Genomic DNA, 18,524 nt, shown 5'->3' on the forward strand with positions numbered 1-18,524 from the left:
CCGCGCCCGCGATGGCGCAGGCGGGAACTGTAGCGCGGTGCGGTCAGGACTCCACGGGCTTGGTCCACGCGACCTGCACCAGACCCGTGCCGTGGCGGCGCGAGACCAGCGTTCCGCGACCAGGCGGCTGCGGTGACGGCTTGACGTCCGACAGCAGCGCGCCCTCGTCCTTGGTGCCCGACATGATCAGCCCCGGCGAGCCCAGCTCCCGCAGCCGCTGCAGCACCGGCTCGAACAGCGCCCGCCCCGCACCTCCGGAGCCGCGGACGATGATCACGTGCAGGCCGATGTCCCTGGCTTGCGGCAGGAACTCCAGCAGCGGCTGCAACGGGTTCCGCCCGACCGTGGCCACCAGCTCGTAGTCGTCCACCAGGACGAACAGCTCCGGACCGCGCCACCACGAGCGGTTGCGCAGCTGCTCCGGCGTCACCGACGGGCCCGGCAAGCGGTTGCGCATCGCCGTGGCGCAGTCCGCGATCAGCTCCGTCAGCTTGCCTTCCGCGCCCGCGTAGCCCAGCAGGTGCTCCTCGGAGATCGCGCCCAGCAGGCCGCGGCGGTAGTCCGCGACGATGATCGCCGCTTCCTCCGGCGTGTACGCCGAGGTGATGCCGGTCGCGATCGCCCGCAGCAGCGAGCTTTTGCCCGACTCGACGTCGCCGAAGGCCACGAAGTGCGGGTCCGCCGCGAAGTCCAGGTAGACCGGGCGCAACGTCGACTCCGCGATGCCCAAGGTGACCTGCTTCCCCGGGCCCGCGGCCAGCGTGTCCAGCGGCACCTCCGGCGGCAGCAGCCGGACCTGCGGCGCGCGCGGGCCCTGCCAGGCCTCGTTGATCCGGCGCGTCAGGTCGACGCCGCCCGCGCCGATCGTCTCCGGGCGCTGGTCGGCGTCGATCCGCGGCAGCGCCGCGAGGAAGTGCAGCTTCTCCGCGGTGATACCGCGGCCGGGGCGGTCGGCGGGGACGTTGATCGCGACCTTGCGGTCGATCGAGGAGTCCATCGGGTCACCGAGGCGCAGCTCGAAGCGCGTGCCGATGGCGTCGCGCAGCTGGGCGCGGACGCCGATCCACTGGTTGAGCGAGACGATCACGTGGATGCCGAACCCGAGGCCGCGCGCGGCCAGCCCGGTGATCTGCTCCTCCAGCTGCTCGTACTCCTGGCGGATCGTGGTCCAGTTGTCCACGAACAGGAAGACGTCGCCGAACTCGCGGCCTTCGGTGCTCTCGGTGAACTCCGCGCGGCGCTGGCGGAACGTCGTGATCGACTCGATCCCGTTGGCGGCGAAGAACTCCTCGCGCTGTTCGAGCAACGTCGTCAGCTCGGCGACGACGCGGCGGCAGCGCTGGGCGTCGCGGCGGGTCGCGTAGCCGGAGGTGTGCGGCAGCCCGGCGATCGGCGCGAGCGCGCCACCGCCCATGTCCAGCACGAACAGCTGCACCTCGGCCGGGGTGTGGGTCAGCGCGAGCATGCCCGCGATGTCCTTCATCAGCGTCGACTTGCCGGTCTGCGGGGCGCCGACGATCAGCGCGTGCCCGCCCGCGCCGGAGAAGTCGGCCCACAGCATGTCGCGGCGCTGCTCGAACGGCTTGTCCACCAGCGCGACCGGGACCGTCAGCTTCCCGTTGCCGCCCCAGCCGAGCGGGCACAGGCCGCGCGCGGCGTCCTCGCCCAGCGGCGGCAGGAGCTGGTCCAGCGTCGGCGGTTCGGCCAGCGGCGGCAGCCAGATCTGGTGCGCCGACGGGCCGCGGCCCTCCAGCCGCGACAGCATCGCGTGGATGATGGTCTCGCCGGTGCCGTCCGGCGCGACCGGGGCTTCCGAGATCTCGGTCGTCACCGGGATCTCGACCGGGGCCAGCGAGAACGGCAGGACGCCCAAGGCCTGGCCGTCTTCGCGGACGACCGTGCTGCGCGGCGGCAGCTCACCCGAGACGTAGGCCGCCTTGAGCCGGATGAGCGTGTCGGTGTCGGCCTTCAGGTAGGCCGACCCCGGCACCGGCGGCAGGTGGTAGGCGTCGGCGACCCCCAGCACCGCGCGGCTTTCCGCGGCGGAGAACGTCCGCAGGCCGACGCGGTAGGACAGGTGCGAGTCGAGCCCGCGCAGCCGGCCCTCCTCCAGCCGCTGCGACGCCAGCAGCAGGTGGATGCCGAGCGAGCGCCCGAGCCGGCCGATCGCGACGAACAGGTCGATGAACTCCGGCCGCGCGGACAGCAGCTCGCTGAACTCGTCGATGATGACCAGCAGCGACGGCAGCGGGTCGAGCGGCGTGCCGTCCGCGCGGGCCTTCTCGTAGTCCCGCACCGACGCGTAGTTCCCGGCCGAGTGCAGAAGCTCCTGCCGCCGCAGCAGCTCGCCGTTCAGGGCGTCGGCCATCCGGTCGACGAGCGCGAGGTCGTCGGACAGGTTCGTGATGACGGCGCACGTGTGCGGCAGACCGGTCATCCCGGCGAACGTCGCGCCGCCCTTGAAGTCGATCAGCGCCAGGTTCAGCGTCTCCGACGAGTGCATCACGGCCAGCGCCGTCACCAGCGTCCGCAGCAGCTCGCTCTTGCCGGATCCGGTCGCGCCGATGACCAGGCCGTGCGGGCCCATCCCGCCCTCGGCCGACTCCTTGAGGTCCAGCTCCACCGGCCGGCCCTCCGGGTTGATGCCCAGCGGGATCCGCAGCCGGTCCCGGGCCGCCCGCGGCGCCCAGGTCACGGCGGTGTCGGTGTCGCGCGGGTCGCCGATGCCGAGCAGCCCGGACAGCCCGAACGTCGCCGACATCGGCTTCTCGCCGACGACGGCCGCGGGCGTGTGCAACGGCGTCAGCATCCGGGCCAGCGCTTCGGCGGCGCCGCGGTCGAGCACGTCGGGGCGGCCGAGGAAGCCGAGCCGCTGCTCGGTGGCGTCGCCGACGACCATGCCGAGCGAGTCGGGGGTGGTGTGCAGGCTCAGCAGCTTCTCGGTCGAGTACGTCCGCGGGTGCTCCGCGCCGACCTCGATCACCGTGACGCCGAGCCGGCCGTCCACGCCGATCAGCCGGGGCTCGCCGTGGGCGTTGCCGCCGTCGACGACGACCACCAGGTGCGGCAGGTCGAGCTCGCTCGCCGCGCGGCGGCTGAACACCGGGCGCTCGCCCAGGTCCGGGCCGAGCAGCTCGGCCAGCGCGGCCGCGGTGTCGGCGGCCAGCCGCCGCGAGCCGACGGCGTCGGACGCCGTCGCGGCCGTCGCGTGCGGCAGCCACTTCAGCCACTCCCAGTCGTGCCGGCGATCCGGCGACACGCACAGCGCGAGCCGCAGGTCGGAGGGGGAGTGGAAGGTGGCGAGCTGGCACAGCAGCGCCCGCGCCAGGCCGAGCACGTCCGGCCGGCGCCCGGCCAGGCTCACCGCGGCGAACGACCGCAGCGACAGCGCCACCGGCAGCCCGTCGACCGTCGAGTAGGTGCGGATGAAGTGCTTGAGGCTGGTCGAGGACACCGGGTCCAGGTCCTCCAGCGGCACGGTCTGCGGCGCCTTCAACGGCGTCGCCAGCCGCTGCGGCCCGGTGCCCGCGCGGACCTGCGCGAACTGCCCGTCCGTGCGCCGCCGGTCCCACAGCTGCCCGGTCTCGACGTAGGCCCACAGGTCGGCCGGGTCGGGCTGGACGGCGACCATCGCGGCGCGCTGGCCGTCGGCGATGTCCCGGACCTGGCCGCGCAGGCCGGTGAGATAACGCTGGTAGTCGCGGCGCTCGTCGTTGATCTGCGCCTTCTTCGCCATCCCGCCGCGGCCCAGCGACATCACGACCATGCCGCCCATGGCGCAGATGAACAACGCGCCGAAGATGTAGGTCATCACCCCGCCGTCGCGTCCGATGTAGACGAACGACATCGCGCCCATGCCGAGCATCATCGGCAGGAACATCATCAGCTGCATCATCCCGCCGGACGAGCTCTTCGGAAGCATCGGCGGCGACTGCAGCACGATCTCGGTCGGGCGCTCGGGCGAAAGGCTCATGCGGCGAAAACTCCAGATCGGGACGGCTCTGCCCGGTATTTTGGCCACTCACCGCCCGCTCGCGGTGGGTACTTTTGCCGTCCGCCCGCTTCCGGGGACGAACTTACGCTCTGCCGAGCAGCCATCCGCGGAAGGAGAGCCATGGCCGGCGAGTACCGGGCGGAGCCCGAGGCGATGCGCTCCGCCGTGGGCAACGTCGGGGGCATCATCGCCCACGGCATCAACGCCGTGGCCGATCTGGAACGCCTGGTCGTGCAGCCGACGTCGTTCGCGACGTTCGGCAGCGCGGTCGCCGCCGCCAACGCCGCCCTGCACTCCGGCCAGATCACCGCGGTCCGCACGCTCCTGCAGCTGTTGCAGCAGATCAACGGGCTCGTCAAGGCCAGCGCCGACGCCTACCAGGCGGCGGACCAGGACGTCGCCACCGGCTACGGGGGCGGCACCGCGACCGGCGGGGCCACACCGCCCGCGTCGATCTGGGGGAACTCGCACGCTTCCGAGCTCGCCACCCTGGCGATCAACGACAGCGCGGGCGCCCACGGCGAGCCGTCGTCGGTCGGCAACGTCCTGCGCTACCTCGGCGACGCGGACCTCGGCAAGCTCGGCGACCACCCGATCACCGACACCCGCTTCCACGGGGTCGCCGACTTCAACGACTGGCTCGCCGGCGACGCCGACAACCAGGCGCGGATGGGGCTGATCGAGGTCTACGCCGGCACCGCCCGCACGTTCTCCGACGTCCCCGGCGGCGTGCACAGCGGGGACGTCGTGGTGGTCGAGCCGCTGCTGTTCTCCGACCGCCAGCCGGTCATCGGCGTCGCCGGCGACGGCGGCCGCCTGTACAACCACGGGCTCCTCGACGCCCGCATCAGCGGACTGGCGAAAGTCAGTGTGTACCGGCCCGCTTCCGTCGTCTGAGCTGTGTTTCCCGCCCGATGAGACTTTGTGAGGTCGTCCGATGCTGACTTTCCCGAACTCCAGCGCGATGGACGCGACCGCGTCCTCGGGCGGGCCGATCACCATCCTGCCGCAGATCGTCACCGGCCAGCCGGAGCAGATCGCCCAGCACGTGCTCGACCTGGTCAAGAAGGCCGAGCAGTTCCTGAGCATGTACACCGAGCTGTCCAAGGCCGCCGACCAGCTCGGCAAGATCTGGTCGGGCGCGGCGAGCGAGTCGGCGCTGAAGAAGATCACCGACTCCCTCGACCAGCTCACCAAGATCATCGGCGTGGTCCAGAAGGGTGCCGAGCTGCTCGGCATCTCCGGCACGCTGATCAAGACCGCGCAGGAGGCCTACCGCGCGGTCGTCGCCGCGGTGAACCCGACGGTCGCCTCGCTGATGTCGAACCCGTGGACCTACGGCGCGGCGGTCGCTTTGTCGACCGGCACGAGCGCGTCGCTGCGGGCCTTCATCACGTCGATCGGCGCGCTGCTCAAGGCGCTCGGCGCGACCGACCTCGCCCAGCAGATCACCCAGCTGGCGACGGTCATCGGGGAGATCGAGAAGCTGTTCCACCACGACACCGGAACCGCGGGAGCGACGACGCCGTCGGCCGGGACCACCCCGGTCACGGCCCCGCAGGCCCCGTCGTCGGTGGCGAGCCCGGCCGGGCAGCAGGCGGTGGCGGGCGGGAGCGGCGGGGGGATCCCGCAGCAGCAGCCTTCGTTCACCGACTACACCCCGCCCGCGCTCGCCACCGGCGGCGGTTCCAGCACCGGAGCGACCGGAGCCACGACGCCGGTGACGGCCAACGGCACCCCGCTCGACCCGTCGAACAGCTGGATCGCCGTGGACCCGGCCCAGAACGGCGCCACCGTGCCGACCCAGCCGGCGCCGGTCACCCAGCCCGTCACCCAGCCCGCCCCGGTCACCGGCGGCGCGGGCGCGGCCGGCGGCGCGAACGAGGTCGTCATCCACACCAACCTCACCACCGGTGAGTCCACTGTGGAGGCTCCGGGCGGGCAGGACTTCGACGTCGACATCAACCTCGACTACGACGGAAAGCACTTCAGCCAGCACGTCGGCTACGACGCGGCCGGGAACTAGCCGATGACGGGCTCGGGGGTCGTCGACGCGTCGGGAGTGGTCAGCTCCGTGCTGTCCGGGTACCGGCAGGTCCTCGTCGAGTGCCAGCGGCGCGTCACGGGTGACCCGGGCGCGCTGAGCGCGGCGTCGCAGCGGGTCGCCACCCAGGCCTCGACGGTTTCCGGCAAGGCCAAGGAGATCGACGAGTCCGCGAAGACGCTGCACGCGGACTGGGACGGCGACGCCTACACCGCGTTCGCCACCGCGGCGCAGAAACTGGGCGGGGAGCTCACCGACGCCGCCACGAAGCTCGACGACCAGGCGAAACGGCTAAGCACGGCGGCCCAGCTCGTGCAGTCCGCGAAGGCCGCCGTCGACTCGGTGCTCGCGCAGTTCGACCAGTACGCCCAGCAGCTGACCGCGCAGGCCCGCGCGGTGAACTCCGCCTCGGTCGGCGCGTTCATCCAGGCCGCCCGCCAGCTCGGCGAGCAGAGCGTCCAGGCGGCCCGCCAGGTCGTCGACGAGTACTCCGACGCGCTCGCCGAGCTGTTCCCGCCCGAGGGCACCCAGCGGCTGGAGTACAAGCTGGGCAAGAAGACCGCGGGCCCGCTGGGCTGGCTCAACGGCAGCCCGCTCGACGGGCGCAAGCGGCCGCGGGACGCGCCGTCGTGGTTCAAGAACTCGGGCTGGAAGAAGCTCACCTGGGACGGCCTCGAAGGCACGCGCGCGCCGAAGAAGGCGGACACGCCGTTCGGGCAGCCGAAGCCCGAGGGGCTCAAGGACAAGCTGGGCAACAACACCGAGATCACCTACTACAAGTTCAAGCAGGACCAGGACGGGCTCACCCCGGAGTACGACGGGAAGATCACGTCGAAGGGCTGGGACGTCGGCGCGTCCGGGCACACCGAGCTGGCCGCGGTGAAGGAAGAGGGCGAGCTCAAGGGCGACTGGGGTGTCTCGTCGGCGCACGCCAAGGGCACGGTGTTCGCCGGCGGCGAGGCGAGCGCGTCCGGCACCCTCGGCGCGCACGGCGTCGGCGCGCACGCGAACGTCTTCGTCGGCGGCAAGGTCGAGGGCGAGGTCGCCGCGGACGTCGCCGGCATCGGCGTCGGCGCGAACGGCACGCTGCAGTACGGCATCGGCGCGCAGCTCGACGCCCAGGCCGTCTACGACGCCGGCCACCTCAAGGTCAACTTCAAGGCGGGCGCCGCGCTCGGCTTCGGCGCGGGCGTCGGCGCGAAGATCGACATCGACCTGCCGAAGGTCGGCCACACGATCAGCGAGTACGGCGGCGCGGCCGCCGACTACGTCGGCACCGCGGCGCACGACGCCGCCAACGCCGTCGGTTCCGCTTGGGACGACGCGGTTTCGTCGGTGGGGGCGTGGTGACCCTTCCCCTGGACTTCGTGATCCCCGACGGCTGGACGGCCGTCGACCCCGGCGACTCCGGCGCGGTGTTCGTCGCCGTGCACGACGCGCCGGCCGGCGAGTTCGTCCCGAACATCACGGTGAGCGTGCAGCAGCGGCCCGACGCGAAGTCGATCGACGACATCGCCGCCGAAGCCGTCGAGCGCCTGTCCCTCAGCTCGGCCGGGCTCGACGTCCTCAGCCACCGGGACGTCGGCGCCCCGGCCGCGCCCGGTGTCATGCAGCTGCTGCGCCTGCGCACCGGCGAGGGCACCGAGCTGATCCAGACCCAGGTGCACCTGACCGTCCCCGGCGCCACGCCGGAGCAGCGGCTGGTGCTCGAGCTCGCCTGCACGGCCGCGCCCGCGACCGCGCGGGCGCTCTCACCCGGTTTCCAGCGGTTCGTCGGCAGCGTCCACGTCCGCCAGCACGAAGGGAGACAACAGTGACCGATCCGTACGCGGTGCCGGACATGGACGAACTGCTGGCGCAGGTGCGCAAGCAGACCGAAGAGGTCCAGCGGATCCAGCGCACGGTCGAGGCGATGGAGGTCAAGGCGCACTCGCGGCAGAACGAGGTCACCGTCACCCTCCGCGGCGACGGCCGGTTCACCTCGATCGACATCGACCCCCGCGCGATCCGCGAGTACGACGCCCGCAACCTCTCGGAGATCGTGCTGGAGGCGGTGAACGCCGGGCTCACGAAGCTCGCCGAGGCTTCGAACGCGAAGTTCGCCCCGGTCATCTCGGCCGCCAAGAACATCTGATGACGGCCGACGTGTTCTTTCCCGCGGAGGCGCCACGATGACGGCCGCCGCGATCACGGGGACGACCCGCCGGGTCACGGTGGTCACGCCGCGGGCCCGGGTGGACGTCGCGCTGCCGCAGCAATCGACGTTCGCCGAGCTGGTGCCGCAGCTGGTGCGGCTGGCCGGAGCCGCCGGGCAGGCGTCGGCCGACCATCCCGGCTGGGTGCTCTCCCGGCTCGGCGGGGCGCCACTCGCACTCGGCCTGAGCGTCGCCGCGGCCCAGATCCGCGACGGCGAAGTCCTCCACCTGACCCCGCGGGAACGCCCGCGGGGTCCGCTGCTGTTCGACGACGTCATCGATTCGATCGCCAGCGTCGCCGACTCGAACGGCGGCTGGGGTCCGTCGGTCGCGCGGCGGTCCGGGCTGGTGGCCGCGGTCGTGCTGCTGCTCGCGGGCGGGCTGCTGGTGCAGGCCGCGGCGTCCGGCAGCGTGCTGGCCCCGATCGGGACCGGGCTGCTGGCGCTGGTGCTGCTCCTGGGCGGCGGCGCGCTGAGCCGCGCGTACGGCGACGCCGAGGCCGGCGCGGCCGGGTCGCTCGCCGGGGTCGGCGTCGCGCTGCTGGCCGGGATGTCCGTGCTGCCGCCGCACCCGCTGTTCTCGCTGTCGGCCGGCCCGCTGGCCGCCGGCTTCGCCGCCGTGACGATCTACGGCGTGCTCGCGGCGGTCTCGGTCGCCGACCGGCTGCCGTGGTTCGTCGCGATCACGGTCGCGGCCGGCTTCGGCGCGGTGACGACCGGGGTCGTGCTGCTGGCCGGCACCACTCCGGTGGCGGCCGCGGCGGTGGCCGCCGTGCTCGCCACGGCGCTGGCCGCGGTGGCCCCGATGCTGGCGCTGCGCCTCGCGCGGCTTCCGCTGCCGCGGGTGCCGGAGGACATGGAGGCCTTCCGCGCCGACGAACAGCCGTCGCTGGGCGACGAGATGTTCGGCCGGACGTCGCGCGCCCAAGCCGTCTTGACGGGCCTGCTGGTGGCGCTGGGCCTGGTGGTCCTGTTCTCGACGGTGGTGCTGGCGACCGGCGGCCCGTGGGACGCCGGGCTGGCGGCGGTGCTGGGCCTGGCGTGGATCCTGCGGTCGCGGTCGTACGCGGGGAAGACCCAACGCCTGGTGCTGGTGGGTTTCGGCATCACGAGCCTGGTCGTCGCGGGCGGCTGGCTGGTGGCCTCGGGCAACCGCACGGCGATCTTCGCGACGGGCTGCGCGGTCGTCCTCGCCGCGGCGATCTGCCTGGCCTACGCCACCCGGGTAGCGCGCGGCCTGCGATCGCCGTACTGGTCACGGCTGCTGGACGTCTCGGAGTTCCTGGTGCTGCTCTCGCTGGTCCCGTTCGTCGGCATGATCGCCGGAGTCTACGAAGCCGTCCGCGGCTGACGCTGGTCCAAAGCCGTGAAGGCCTCCTTACCGGCCATAAGAGCCGGTAAGGAGGCCTTCACGGCTTTCAGGAGTCCAGCGCCAGCGGGAGCGTGCGGCGGACTCCGGCGCCGTGCCGGCCGTGCAGCGGGACGGCCGAGTGGCCCGGTGACGGCACCGGCTTGCCGGGACGGCCACCCACCCGGATCGTCAGCTCCTCGTGCTCCTTGCCCGCCGCCGTGCGGCGCAGCGTGTACGACGTCGCCGTGAAGGCCGCCTCCGGGACCGAGACGTCCAGCGTCCGCACCGAACGCGGCATGAAGCACATCTGGCTCGCCTCGCCCCACGTCCACGCCCGCCAGTGGTCGGCCTGCGCGGCGGACGGACCCTGGACGCCCAGCGCCACCCGCAGCTCCTGGCCCAGCTCGCCCGCCTCCAGCACCGTGCTCGGGTAGCCGGCCTCGGCCAGCTCGCCCATCAGGCTCAGCGCCGCCGACGCCGTGCTGCGCAACGCACCCAGATCGCCGCCGCCGCGGGCCAGCGCCGCGATCGGCGCGAGGTCCGGGCGGTAGCGCACGGCCAGCCAGCGCACCCGCAGCACCTGGTCGCCGCGCGGGACCGCCCACGTCAGCAGCTGCGCCGACGCCAGCGGGACGTCGGTGCGGCGGTAGGCCGCGCGCAGGATGTCCACCAGCACCGCGGACGAGGGCGAGCCCGACCCGGGCGTGAGGCGCACCAGCGCGCTCCACCCGCCGTCGACCTCCGCGACGCCGAAGCGGTTGCCCGCGCGGTCGACGTGCTGGCGCACCTTCACCGGCCCGGCGACGCGCATCAAGGGGTCTGGGCTGTCGTGACGGGTGTCGTGGCGCCGCAGGCGGTAGGCGATCCACGTCAGCGTCCAGCCGGCCGGGTGCCGCCCGGCGAACCGCACCGACGTCAGCAGCACCACCAGCCCGGCGGCGGCGCTGACGCCGATCCTGACCGGCTGCGCGAGGCCGCCGACGGTCCACGCGAGCAGCGCGGCGATGGCCGCGATCTCCCACACCGCGGCCTGCAGCGGCCGGATCGGCAGCAGCCAGGGCAGCGGCGCGCGAGCGGGTCGCGGCGGCGCCGGGCGGACGGTGGATTCAGCGGTTCCGACGGACACAGGTTCCCCTTTCCCCGGTCCCGGACGCTAGTACCTCCCCAGATACGGCGTGGGCGTAAAAATTACCCTCGCCGTGCCCGGATCGGGTGCTTAGCATCAACGGCTCGGAGGGTCGGTACGCACACACCGGGGGCGCAGCAGCGTGTGGACGCAGCGGGACCAGATCCAGGCGTACCAGTTCCTCCGCCGCAGGCTGGTCTCCGCGCTCGTCGCCGCCGACGCCAACCACCCCGTCTCGCCCAGCCGCCGCCTCGTGCTCGGCACCGTCCTGGGCCTCGTCGCCGCCCTGCTCGTGACCGCCGTCTTCGGCATCATCGGCCTGCTGAACCCCTCCGGCGGTAAAGACTGGCTGGCCGGCGGCAAGGTGATCGTCGAAGAGGGCACCGGCGCGCGGTTCGTCCTCGGCGCAGACGGCGTGCTGCACCCGGTCCTCAACTACGCCTCCGCCCGGCTGCTGGCCGGCGGCAACGGCGACGCGACCGTCTCGGTGTCCTCGGAGAACCTCGGCAAGGCCGGGCGCGGCGCCCAGATCGGCATCGCCGGCGCCCCCGACTCGCTGCCCGCGGCGCCGGCGCTGGTCACCGCGCCCTGGACGAGCTGCAGCCGGACCACCCAGGACGCGCCCGCGTCGGCCGAGCCGCGCACCGCCGTCCTGCTCGCCGCGCCCGCGTCCGGCGTCGAACTGCCGCGTGACCAGGGCGTCATCGTCCGGCTGCCGCAGGGCGAGAAGTTCCTGCTCAGCGGCGGCCGGCGCTACAAGCTCGGCGACGAGGCCGCGACCGCGCTGCAGTTCGACAGCTACCCGACGATCGCGGTGTCCGCCCGCTGGATCGACACCGTCGCCTCCGGGCGGGACCTCACCGCGCTGCCGGTCGACGGCGCCGGCGGCCGCGGGCCTGTCGTGGGCGGCCGCGACACGCGCGTCGGCGAAGTGCTTTCCGTGGTCGACGCGATGGCCGCGCCCGGCACCGCGACGTCGTACTACCTGGTCCGCGCGGACGGGCTCGAGCCGGTCGGGCAGACCGAGGCGAGCCTGCTGGTGACGACCGAGGCCAACGCGGCGGCCTACGCCGGCACTCCGGCGCCGGTCCAGGTGCGCGCGGCCGACGTCGCCGGGGCGCCGAAGCTCGCCGCGCCCCGCGCCGGTGGCGCCGACCCGGCCGCCTTCCCGGACCGCATCCCCGGCAAGGCGCCGATCACCGGGAACTCGGTGACGCTGTGCAGTCAGGGGAACCGGTTGCTCGTTTCGGCCGAACTTCCGCTGCCCGCCGGATCCCGGGCCATCCAGGTCGCGACCCGCTCCGAAGCACGGGTGGCGGACGAGGTGTTCGTGCCGCCGTCGGGAGGTGCGGTGGTCGTCGAAGCGGGTTCGGCGACGACGTACTTGGTGACCGACACGGGCTTGAAGTATCCGGTGGTGAACACACAGGCGCTGGCCTCGCTGGGGTACGGAGGAGTGGCCCGCCAGTCGATCGCAGGTAGTTTGCTCGCATTGGTGCCGACGGGCCCCGCGCTGGATCCGGTCACCGCCGGCCGGCCGGCCCCGTCGGGTGGAACGGGGTGAAAGTCGTGCACATGACAGAAGAGCGCTCGACCGAAGACGCACTGGCCGCGATGGGCAAGATCCGGGTCGCGGTCGTCGAGGACCACCCGCTGTACCGCGTTTCCGTGGAGCGCGTGCTGGCCGAGGCCGACTTCGTCGAGCTCGGCGCGGTGGTCGACTCGGTCGCGCGCTTCCACGTCCACCGGCAGCCGCCGGGCAGCGTGGTGCTGCTCGACCTCGGCCTCCCGGGCGTAGCGGGCGCGGCGGCCGTGCTGGAGGTCTGCGAGCTGGGCCACCACGTGCTCGTCGTGTCCGCCCAGGCGGAACCGGACGTCGTGCTCGGCGCGATCGCGGCCGGCGCGCGCGGCTTCCTGTCGAAGGACGTCGACGCCGACGAGCTGCTGATCGCGATCAAGACGGTCGCCGACGGCGGCGCGTACGTCTCGGCGGTGGTCGCCGGGATGATCATCAAGGACAACGCCGACCGCCCGGTCACCGCGGCCGAGGTCGAGCTGTCGCCGCGCGAGGAACAGGTGCTGCGGCTGGTCGCGGCGGGGGAGCGGGACGTCGACATCGCCCTGATCCTCGGCATCGGCGTCCGGACGGTGCGCGGTTACCTCGACCGGATCCGCGACAAGACGGGCGAGCGCCGGCGGCCGGGGCTGGTCAAGGAAGCCATCCGGCGCGGTCTCATCGGCGGGTCCGGCCCGCGGCGCGGCGGTCGCAAGTGAGCGACTCCGGCGAGCAGACCCCGGCCCCGCGGCGCATCCGCGTCGGCGTGATCGAGGACCACCCGCTCTACCGGTACGCGCTGACCCGCGTGCTCACCGAGGCCCCGGACATCGAGCTGGGCGCGGTCGCCGACTCGGTGGCCCGCTTCGCCGTGCAGGAACAGCCGGCCGGCAGCGTCGTGGTGCTCGACCTCAAGCTGCGCGGCGTCCAGGACGCCGCCGCGGTCCTGGAGGTGGGGCACATGGGGCACAAGGTGCTGGTGGTGTCCGCGCACGCGGAGCAGCCCGAGGTCCTGGGCGCGATGCAGGCGGGCGCGAAGGGCTTCCTGTCGAAGGACGTCGACGGCGACGAGCTGCTGCGCGCCATCCGCACGATCGCCGACGACAACGCCTACGTGTCGCCGACGCTGGCCGGGATGATCATCCAGGACAGCGAGGAGCGGCACGCCGGGCCGAAGATAGTGCTCTCGGAGCGCGAGAAGCAGGTACTGCGCCTGGTGGCGGCGGGCGAGCGCGACGTCGACGTCGCGGAGATCCTCAACATCAGCGTCCGCACGGTCCGCTCCTACCTGGACCGCATCCGCGACAAGACGGGCGAACGCCGCCGCGCGGGCTTCGTCCGGGTGGCGATCCGCGAAGGCCTGCTCCGCTAAAGCGGCACTTTCACGTGAAAGTGCCGCCCCCTGGTGGTCACTTTCACGTGAAAGTGCCGCCTTCGGGATTCAGAGGCGGCGGTTGGCTAGGGCGCCGGTCGCCGTGCGGGCTCGCGCGGCCACCGCCGGGTCGACGTCCACCACCAGCGTCTCCGTGCCCGGGCCCGCCGCGGCGTGCACCCGGCCGAAGCCGTCGGACGCCAGTGAGTACCCGATGCCCGTCGGCGCCTTCGGGTTCACCGTGACGCCCGTCGCCGCCGGGTCGGCCTGGCCGCACGCCAGGACCCAGCAGCCCGAGTCCAGCGCGCGGGCCCGCACCAGGACCTCCCACTGCTCGCGCTTGCCCTCGCCCGCACCCCACGACGCCGGCAGCAGCACGACGTCGGCGCCGTCGTCGGCCAGCGACCGGAACAGCTCCGGGAACCGGACGTCGTAGCACGTCGCGACGCCGTAGACGACGCCTTCGAACTCGAACGTCGTCAACGAGGCGCCCGGCGCCACGGTGTCGGACTCGGCGAAGCCGAACGCGTCGTAGAGGTGGATCTTGTCGTAACCGCGGTGGTGGCCGCCGCCGGTGACCAGCAGCGTGTTGCGCACCCGGCCGTCCGCCGGGGTGAACATCCCGGCGACGATCACCACGTCGTGCTCGGCCGCCACCGCGGCGACCGCCGACGCCCACGGCCCGTCCAGCGGCTCGGCGACCGTGTCCAGGGGCCGGCCGAAGCGCGCCATCGTCGCCTCCGGGAACACGACGATCCGGGCGCCGTCGGCGACCGCCGCTTCGACGCCCGAGCGAACCAGCTTCAGGTTCGCTTCCGGGTCGTCACCCGAGTTGAGCTGGCACAACGCGATTCGCGCCACCGTGGCCTCCTGCATGCTGGGATCCGCCGTCACCGGGGAGTATCGCCGAACGGGCCGGGATCGTGACCTCGTACCCTGGTGGGCATGCTGAACCGCACCGACCTGCGTGGGCAGGTCCCGACCGCCGCCGAACTGCGCGCCACCCTCCCGCGTGCCGAATACGACGTGGACGCGGCGCTGCATCAGGTGCGGCCGGTGGTCGAGGCGGTCCGCGATCGCGGTGTCGAAGCCGTCCTGGAGTACACCGAGAAGTTCGACAAGGTCCGGCCGGTGAGCGTGCGCGTGCCGCGGGAGCGGCTCACCCAGGCCCTCGCCCAGCTCGACCCGGCCGTGCGCGCCGCGCTGGAGGAGTCGATCACCCGCGCCCGCAAGGTGCACGAGGGGCAGCGCCGCACCGACGTCACGACCACGGTCGTCGACGGCGGCACGGTCACCGAGAAGTGGGTCCCGGTCGAGCGCGTCGGGCTGTACGCGCCGGGCGGGCTCGCGGTGTACCCGTCGACCGTGGTGATGAACGTCGTCCCGGCGCAGATCGCCGGCGTCGGCTCGCTGGTCGTCTGCTCGCCGCCGCAGGCCGGGTTCGCCGGCCTGCCGCACCCGACCATCCTCGCCGCGGCCGAGCTGCTCGGCGTCGACGAGGTGTGGGCCGTCGGCGGCGCGCAGGCCGTCGCGCTGCTGGCCTACGGCGGCACGGACACTGACGGCACCGAGCTGACCCCGGTCGACGTCGTCACCGGCCCGGGCAACATCTACCTGACCGCGGCGAAGCGCATGCTGCGCGGCCTGATCGGCATCGACTCCGAAGCCGGCCCGACCGAGATCGCCATCCTCGCCGACGACACCGCCGACCCGGTGCACGTCGCCGCCGACCTGATCAGCCAGGCCGAGCACGACCCGCTCGCCGCGAGCGTCCTGGTGACGACGTCGGAGGAGCTGGCCGACGCCGTCGACAAGGAGCTGGCAGGCCGCGTCCCGGCGACCAAGCACACCGAGCGCGTCACCGAAGCCCTGGGCGGCAAGCAGTCCGGCGTCATCCTGGTGTCCACTGTGGATGACGGGCTGACCGTGGTCGACGCCTACGCCGCCGAGCACCTGGAGATCCAGACGGCCGACGCGCGCGCGGTCGCCGCCCGCGTCCGCAACGCCGGCGCGATCTTCGTCGGCGCGTACGCCCCGGTGTCGCTCGGCGACTACTGCGCCGGCTCCAACCACGTGCTGCCCACCGGCGGGTTCGCCCGCCACTCCTCGGGCCTGTCCGTGCAGAGCTTCCTCAAGGGCATCCACGTCGTGGACTACTCCGAGGACGCCCTGCGCGAGGTCGCCGGCCGCGTCGTCGCGCTGGCGAACGCCGAGGACCTGCCGGCGCACGGCGAAGCCGTCACGGCCCGATTCGCGGGGGAGGCCCGATGACCATCGGCGAAGAGATCACGCTGGACGAGCTGCCGCTGCGCGAGGACCTGCGCGGCAAGTCGCCCTACGGCGCGCCGCAGCTGGACGTCCCGGTCCGGCTCAACACCAACGAGAACCCGTACCCGCCGCCGCCCGAGCTGGTCGCGGACGTCGCCGAGGCCGTCCGCGCGGAGGCGGCCGAGCTGCACCGCTACCCGGACCGCGACGCCCTCGAGCTGCGTCACGACCTGGCCGACTACCTGAGCGTGTCGACGCGGGTCGTGCTCACCGAGGAGAACGTCTGGGCCGCCAACGGGTCCAACGAGGTGCTGCAGCAGATCCTGCAGGCCTTCGGCGGCCCCGGGCGCAGCGCGCTCGGCTTCGAGCCGTCGTACTCGATGCACCCGATCATCGCGTCGGGCACACGTACCGAGTGGCTCCCGGCGCCGCGCCGCGCCGACTTCACGCTCGACACGGCCGCGGCGGCGTCGGTGATCCGGGAGAAGCGGCCGGACATCGTGTTCGTCACCAGCCCGAACAACCCGACCGGCGGCTCGATCCCGCTCGACGAGCTGCGCGTGGTGCTGGACGCGGCCACCGGGATCGTCGTCGTCGACGAGGCGTACGCGGAGTTCTCGTCACAGCCCAGCGCGGTCGAGCTGCTGGCCGACTACCCCGCGCGGCTGATCGTGTCGCGCACGATGAGCAAGGCGTTCGCCTTCGCCGGCGGCCGCCTCGGCTACCTGGCGGCGGCGCCCGCGGTCGTCGACGCGCTGCTGCTGGTGCGCCTGCCGTACCACCTCTCGCGGCTGACCCAGGCGGCCGCGCGCGCGGCGCTGCGCCACGCGGACGCGACGCTGGGCACCGTCCACAAGCTCGCGGCGGAACGCGACCGCGTCGTGGAGGCGTTGGCGGGACTGGGTTTCGACCCGGTGCCGAGCGACTCGAACTTCGTCCTCTTCGGACGGTTCGCTTCGCCGGCGACCGCGTGGCAGTCCTATTTGGACGCCGGAGTGCTGATCCGGGACCCGGGCATCCCCGGGCACCTGCGCGTCAGCATCGGCACCCCGGAGGAGAACGACGCCTTCCTCGAGGCGAGTAAGGAAGTATCACGATGACGCGCATCGGCAAGGTCGAACGGACCACCAAGGAGTCCTCGATCTCCGTGCAGCTGGACCTCGACGGCACGGGCGAGGTGGAGATCTCGACCGGCGTCCCGTTCTACGACCACATGCTGACGGCGTTCGGCGTGCACGGCTCGCTGGACCTCAAGGTCGAGGCGACGGGCGACGTCCACATCGACGCGCACCACACGGTCGAGGACACGGCGATCGTGCTCGGCCAGGCGCTCCGCCAGGCGCTGGGCGACAAGAGCGGCATCCGCCGCTTCGGCGACGCCTGGATCCCGATGGACGAAACCCTGGCCCACGCGGCGATCGACGTCTCGGGCCGCCCGTACTGCGTGCACGTGGGCGAGCCGGAGCAGTTCACCACCTTCACGATCGGCGGCAACTACCCGTTCGTGCTGACCCGCCACGTGTTCGACTCGCTGGCGTTCCACGCCCAGATAGCGCTGCACGTCCGCGTCATCCACGGCCGCGACCCGCACCACATCGCGGAGGCGGAGTACAAGGCGGTGGCCCGAGCCCTGCGCGCGGCAACGGAACCGGACCCCCGCGCGGGCGGCATCCCCTCCACGAAGGGCGTGCTCTAGACCGCGAACACCGCGCCGGGCGTCGCGACCTCGACCTGTCCCGTGTGGACGGCCGAGGCGCGCTCGACTGCGTCGGCGGCGCCGAGGAACGGCCCGAGGTGGGTCAGCACGAGCCGCCCCGAGGTGTGCGCGGCCCGGGCGGCGTCCTCCGGCGTCAGGTGCACCGTCGACGGCTCCGGCCCGTCCGCCTCGCAGAGGAACAGGTCGGCGCCGTTGGCCAGTTCGGTGAGCGCGGCGCACGGGCCGGTGTCGCCGGAGTACGCCAGCACCCGGTCGCCGTCGGTCACGCGGACGCCGAACGCCGGGAAACCGTGTTCCACCGCCGTGGTCGCCAGTGTCAGCCCGCCGGCCTCGGCGAAGTGACCGTCGTGCAGTTCGTGCACCTCGAACGCCTCGCCGATCGGCGCCGCCGCGGTGTTCGTCAGGAACGCGCCGAGCCGGGCCGCGATGCCCGGCGGGCCGTACAGCGGGATCGGCCGCGCCGGGCGGAGGTCGGCGAACAGCAGCGCGTACACCGCCGGCAGCAGGTCGGCGACGTGGTCCGCGTGCAGGTGCGAGATCCAGATCGCGTCGACGTCGGTGAGGGTGGTGTGCTCCTGCAGCGCGGCCAGGGTGCCGGGCCCGGCGTCCAGCCAGAGCGTGGCGCCCGCGCTGCGCACGAGGTACCCCGAGCACGGCGCACCGGGGCGCGGGTAGGGGCTGGCACTGCCCAGCACGATCACGTCGAACGGCATGTGGCACCCTAACCAGCGTGAGCAAGGAAGTGGTGGGCGTCCTGCTGCTGGCCCTGGGTGGTTTCCTGGTGGGCGGCGTCTATTCGGCCTGGAAGACGGCCAAGTTCATGGCCGTGGTGCTGGGCATCGCGGCCGTACTGGCCATCGGCGGCGCCATCTTCTGGTTCGCCAGCTGACCCCGTAAAGCCGT

Annotated in this window: 17 protein-coding genes; 13 read left to right on the forward strand and 4 right to left on the reverse strand. The window is 73.0% G+C overall.

All coding sequences use genetic code 11. The features are described 5' to 3' along the window. Window positions 1-43: 43 nt before the first annotated feature. A complete protein-coding gene (gene eccCa / locus OG439_RS00440; protein WP_326947362.1) occupies window positions 44-3,973 on the reverse strand; it encodes a type VII secretion protein EccCa in 3,930 nt (1,309 codons plus the stop codon). Window positions 3,974-4,114: 141 nt separating this feature from the next. On the opposite strand from eccCa, the gene OG439_RS00445 reads away from it, so the two are divergent. Genes OG439_RS00445 through eccD form a run of 6 tightly spaced genes read left to right on the forward strand, consistent with a single transcriptional unit; the run spans window position 4,115 to window position 9,583 of the window. Continuing rightward, complete coding sequence (locus OG439_RS00445; RefSeq protein ID WP_326947363.1) at window positions 4,115-4,891, forward strand: WXG100 family type VII secretion target; 777 nt, start codon at window positions 4,115-4,117, stop codon at window positions 4,889-4,891. 40 nt (window positions 4,892-4,931) lie between these two features. Beyond that, complete coding sequence (locus OG439_RS00450; protein WP_326947365.1) at window positions 4,932-6,020, forward strand: WXG100 family type VII secretion target; 1,089 nt, start codon at window positions 4,932-4,934, stop codon at window positions 6,018-6,020. 3 nt (window positions 6,021-6,023) lie between these two features. Beyond that, window positions 6,024-7,388, forward strand: a complete 1,365-nt coding sequence (locus OG439_RS00455) for a WXG100 family type VII secretion target (RefSeq protein WP_326947366.1) — start codon at window positions 6,024-6,026, stop codon at window positions 7,386-7,388. Continuing rightward, window positions 7,382-7,855 (forward strand): hypothetical protein, encoded by a 474-nt coding sequence (locus tag OG439_RS00460; RefSeq protein ID WP_326947367.1) that lies wholly within the window; start codon window positions 7,382-7,384, stop codon window positions 7,853-7,855. Before OG439_RS00455 ends, OG439_RS00460 begins: the two co-directional genes overlap by 7 nt. Next, window positions 7,852-8,172, forward strand: a complete 321-nt coding sequence (locus tag OG439_RS00465) for a YbaB/EbfC family nucleoid-associated protein (RefSeq protein ID WP_247062813.1) — start codon at window positions 7,852-7,854, stop codon at window positions 8,170-8,172. The genes OG439_RS00460 and OG439_RS00465 overlap by 4 nt, the downstream gene beginning before the upstream one ends. 37 nt (window positions 8,173-8,209) lie before the next feature. Then, window positions 8,210-9,583 carry a type VII secretion integral membrane protein EccD gene (gene eccD, locus OG439_RS00470; protein WP_247062821.1) on the forward strand — a complete coding sequence of 458 codons (1,374 nt, stop codon included), beginning with the start codon at window positions 8,210-8,212 and terminating at the stop codon, window positions 9,581-9,583. Between the two features lie 67 nt (window positions 9,584-9,650). Here eccD and OG439_RS00475 read toward each other — a convergent pair whose 3' ends face one another. Further along, entirely contained in the window at window positions 9,651-10,709 is a 1,059-nt protein-coding gene (locus OG439_RS00475) for a type VII secretion protein EccE (protein WP_326947368.1), read from the reverse strand. A 142-nt stretch (window positions 10,710-10,851) separates the two neighbouring features. Between OG439_RS00475 and eccB the strand changes: the two genes are divergently transcribed. From eccB to OG439_RS00490, 3 genes are read left to right on the forward strand one after another with little or no spacing between them, the layout of a single operon-like run. Next, window positions 10,852-12,273 (forward strand): type VII secretion protein EccB, encoded by a 1,422-nt coding sequence (gene eccB, locus OG439_RS00480; protein WP_326947369.1) that lies wholly within the window; start codon window positions 10,852-10,854, stop codon window positions 12,271-12,273. A gap of 11 nt (window positions 12,274-12,284) precedes the next feature. Next, window positions 12,285-12,983 (forward strand): response regulator transcription factor, encoded by a 699-nt coding sequence (locus tag OG439_RS00485; protein ID WP_247062827.1) that lies wholly within the window; start codon window positions 12,285-12,287, stop codon window positions 12,981-12,983. Continuing rightward, a complete protein-coding gene (locus tag OG439_RS00490) occupies window positions 12,980-13,636 on the forward strand; it encodes a response regulator (protein WP_247062829.1) in 657 nt (218 codons plus the stop codon). The genes OG439_RS00485 and OG439_RS00490 overlap by 4 nt, the downstream gene beginning before the upstream one ends. 69 nt (window positions 13,637-13,705) lie before the next feature. Here the strand turns inward: OG439_RS00490 and OG439_RS00495 are convergent, their stop codons facing one another. Further along, the gene (locus OG439_RS00495; protein ID WP_326947370.1) at window positions 13,706-14,497 is read right to left on the reverse strand and encodes a carbon-nitrogen hydrolase family protein; all 792 of its coding nucleotides are present in this window, start codon (window positions 14,495-14,497) and stop codon (window positions 13,706-13,708) included. 84 nt (window positions 14,498-14,581) lie between these two features. Between OG439_RS00495 and hisD the strand changes: the two genes are divergently transcribed. From hisD to hisB, 3 genes are read left to right on the forward strand one after another with little or no spacing between them, the layout of a single operon-like run. Continuing rightward, window positions 14,582-15,907: a histidinol dehydrogenase gene (gene hisD, locus OG439_RS00500; protein WP_326947371.1), complete on the forward strand. Its 1,326-nt coding sequence runs from the start codon at window positions 14,582-14,584 to the stop codon at window positions 15,905-15,907. Then, on the forward strand, window positions 15,904-17,004 hold the full coding sequence (locus tag OG439_RS00505) for a histidinol-phosphate transaminase (RefSeq protein WP_326947372.1): 1,101 nt from the start codon (window positions 15,904-15,906) through the stop codon (window positions 17,002-17,004). The genes hisD and OG439_RS00505 overlap by 4 nt, the downstream gene beginning before the upstream one ends. Continuing rightward, a complete protein-coding gene (gene hisB / locus OG439_RS00510; protein WP_326947373.1) occupies window positions 17,001-17,600 on the forward strand; it encodes an imidazoleglycerol-phosphate dehydratase HisB in 600 nt (199 codons plus the stop codon). The genes OG439_RS00505 and hisB overlap by 4 nt, the downstream gene beginning before the upstream one ends. Here the strand turns inward: hisB and OG439_RS00515 are convergent. After that, on the reverse strand, window positions 17,597-18,334 hold the full coding sequence (locus OG439_RS00515) for an MBL fold metallo-hydrolase (protein WP_326947374.1): 738 nt from the start codon (window positions 18,332-18,334) through the stop codon (window positions 17,597-17,599). The two genes, hisB and OG439_RS00515, sit on opposite strands and share 4 nt — an antisense overlap. Window positions 18,335-18,351: 17 nt before the next feature. Here OG439_RS00515 and OG439_RS00520 point away from each other — a divergent pair, with 17 nt between their 5' ends. Then, entirely contained in the window at window positions 18,352-18,510 is a 159-nt protein-coding gene (locus OG439_RS00520) for a hypothetical protein (RefSeq protein ID WP_247062838.1), read from the forward strand. The last annotated feature ends 14 nt before the right edge of the window (window positions 18,511-18,524 follow it).

Origin of the sequence: Amycolatopsis sp. NBC_01307 (genome assembly GCF_035975215.1) — a bacterium.
GTDB lineage: Bacteria > Actinomycetota > Actinomycetes > Mycobacteriales > Pseudonocardiaceae > Amycolatopsis.

What these genes read in the sequence shown, in the direction of transcription:
- eccCa (WP_326947362.1), bottom strand. Translation starts at nt 3,973, where the DNA reads ATGAGCCTTTCGCCCGAGCGCCCGACCGAGATCGTGCTGCAGTCGCCG.
- OG439_RS00445 (WP_326947363.1), top strand. Translation starts at nt 4,115, where the DNA reads ATGGCCGGCGAGTACCGGGCGGAGCCCGAGGCGATGCGCTCCGCCGTG.
- OG439_RS00450 (WP_326947365.1), top strand. Translation starts at nt 4,932, where the DNA reads ATGCTGACTTTCCCGAACTCCAGCGCGATGGACGCGACCGCGTCCTCG.
- OG439_RS00455 (WP_326947366.1), top strand. Translation starts at nt 6,024, where the DNA reads ATGACGGGCTCGGGGGTCGTCGACGCGTCGGGAGTGGTCAGCTCCGTG.
- eccD (WP_247062821.1), top strand. Translation starts at nt 8,210, where the DNA reads ATGACGGCCGCCGCGATCACGGGGACGACCCGCCGGGTCACGGTGGTC.
- OG439_RS00485 (WP_247062827.1), top strand. Translation starts at nt 12,285, where the DNA reads ATGACAGAAGAGCGCTCGACCGAAGACGCACTGGCCGCGATGGGCAAG.
- hisD (WP_326947371.1), top strand. Translation starts at nt 14,582, where the DNA reads ATGCTGAACCGCACCGACCTGCGTGGGCAGGTCCCGACCGCCGCCGAA.
- OG439_RS00505 (WP_326947372.1), top strand. Translation starts at nt 15,904, where the DNA reads ATGACCATCGGCGAAGAGATCACGCTGGACGAGCTGCCGCTGCGCGAG.
- hisB (WP_326947373.1), top strand. Translation starts at nt 17,001, where the DNA reads ATGACGCGCATCGGCAAGGTCGAACGGACCACCAAGGAGTCCTCGATC.
- OG439_RS00515 (WP_326947374.1), bottom strand. Translation starts at nt 18,334, where the DNA reads ATGCCGTTCGACGTGATCGTGCTGGGCAGTGCCAGCCCCTACCCGCGC.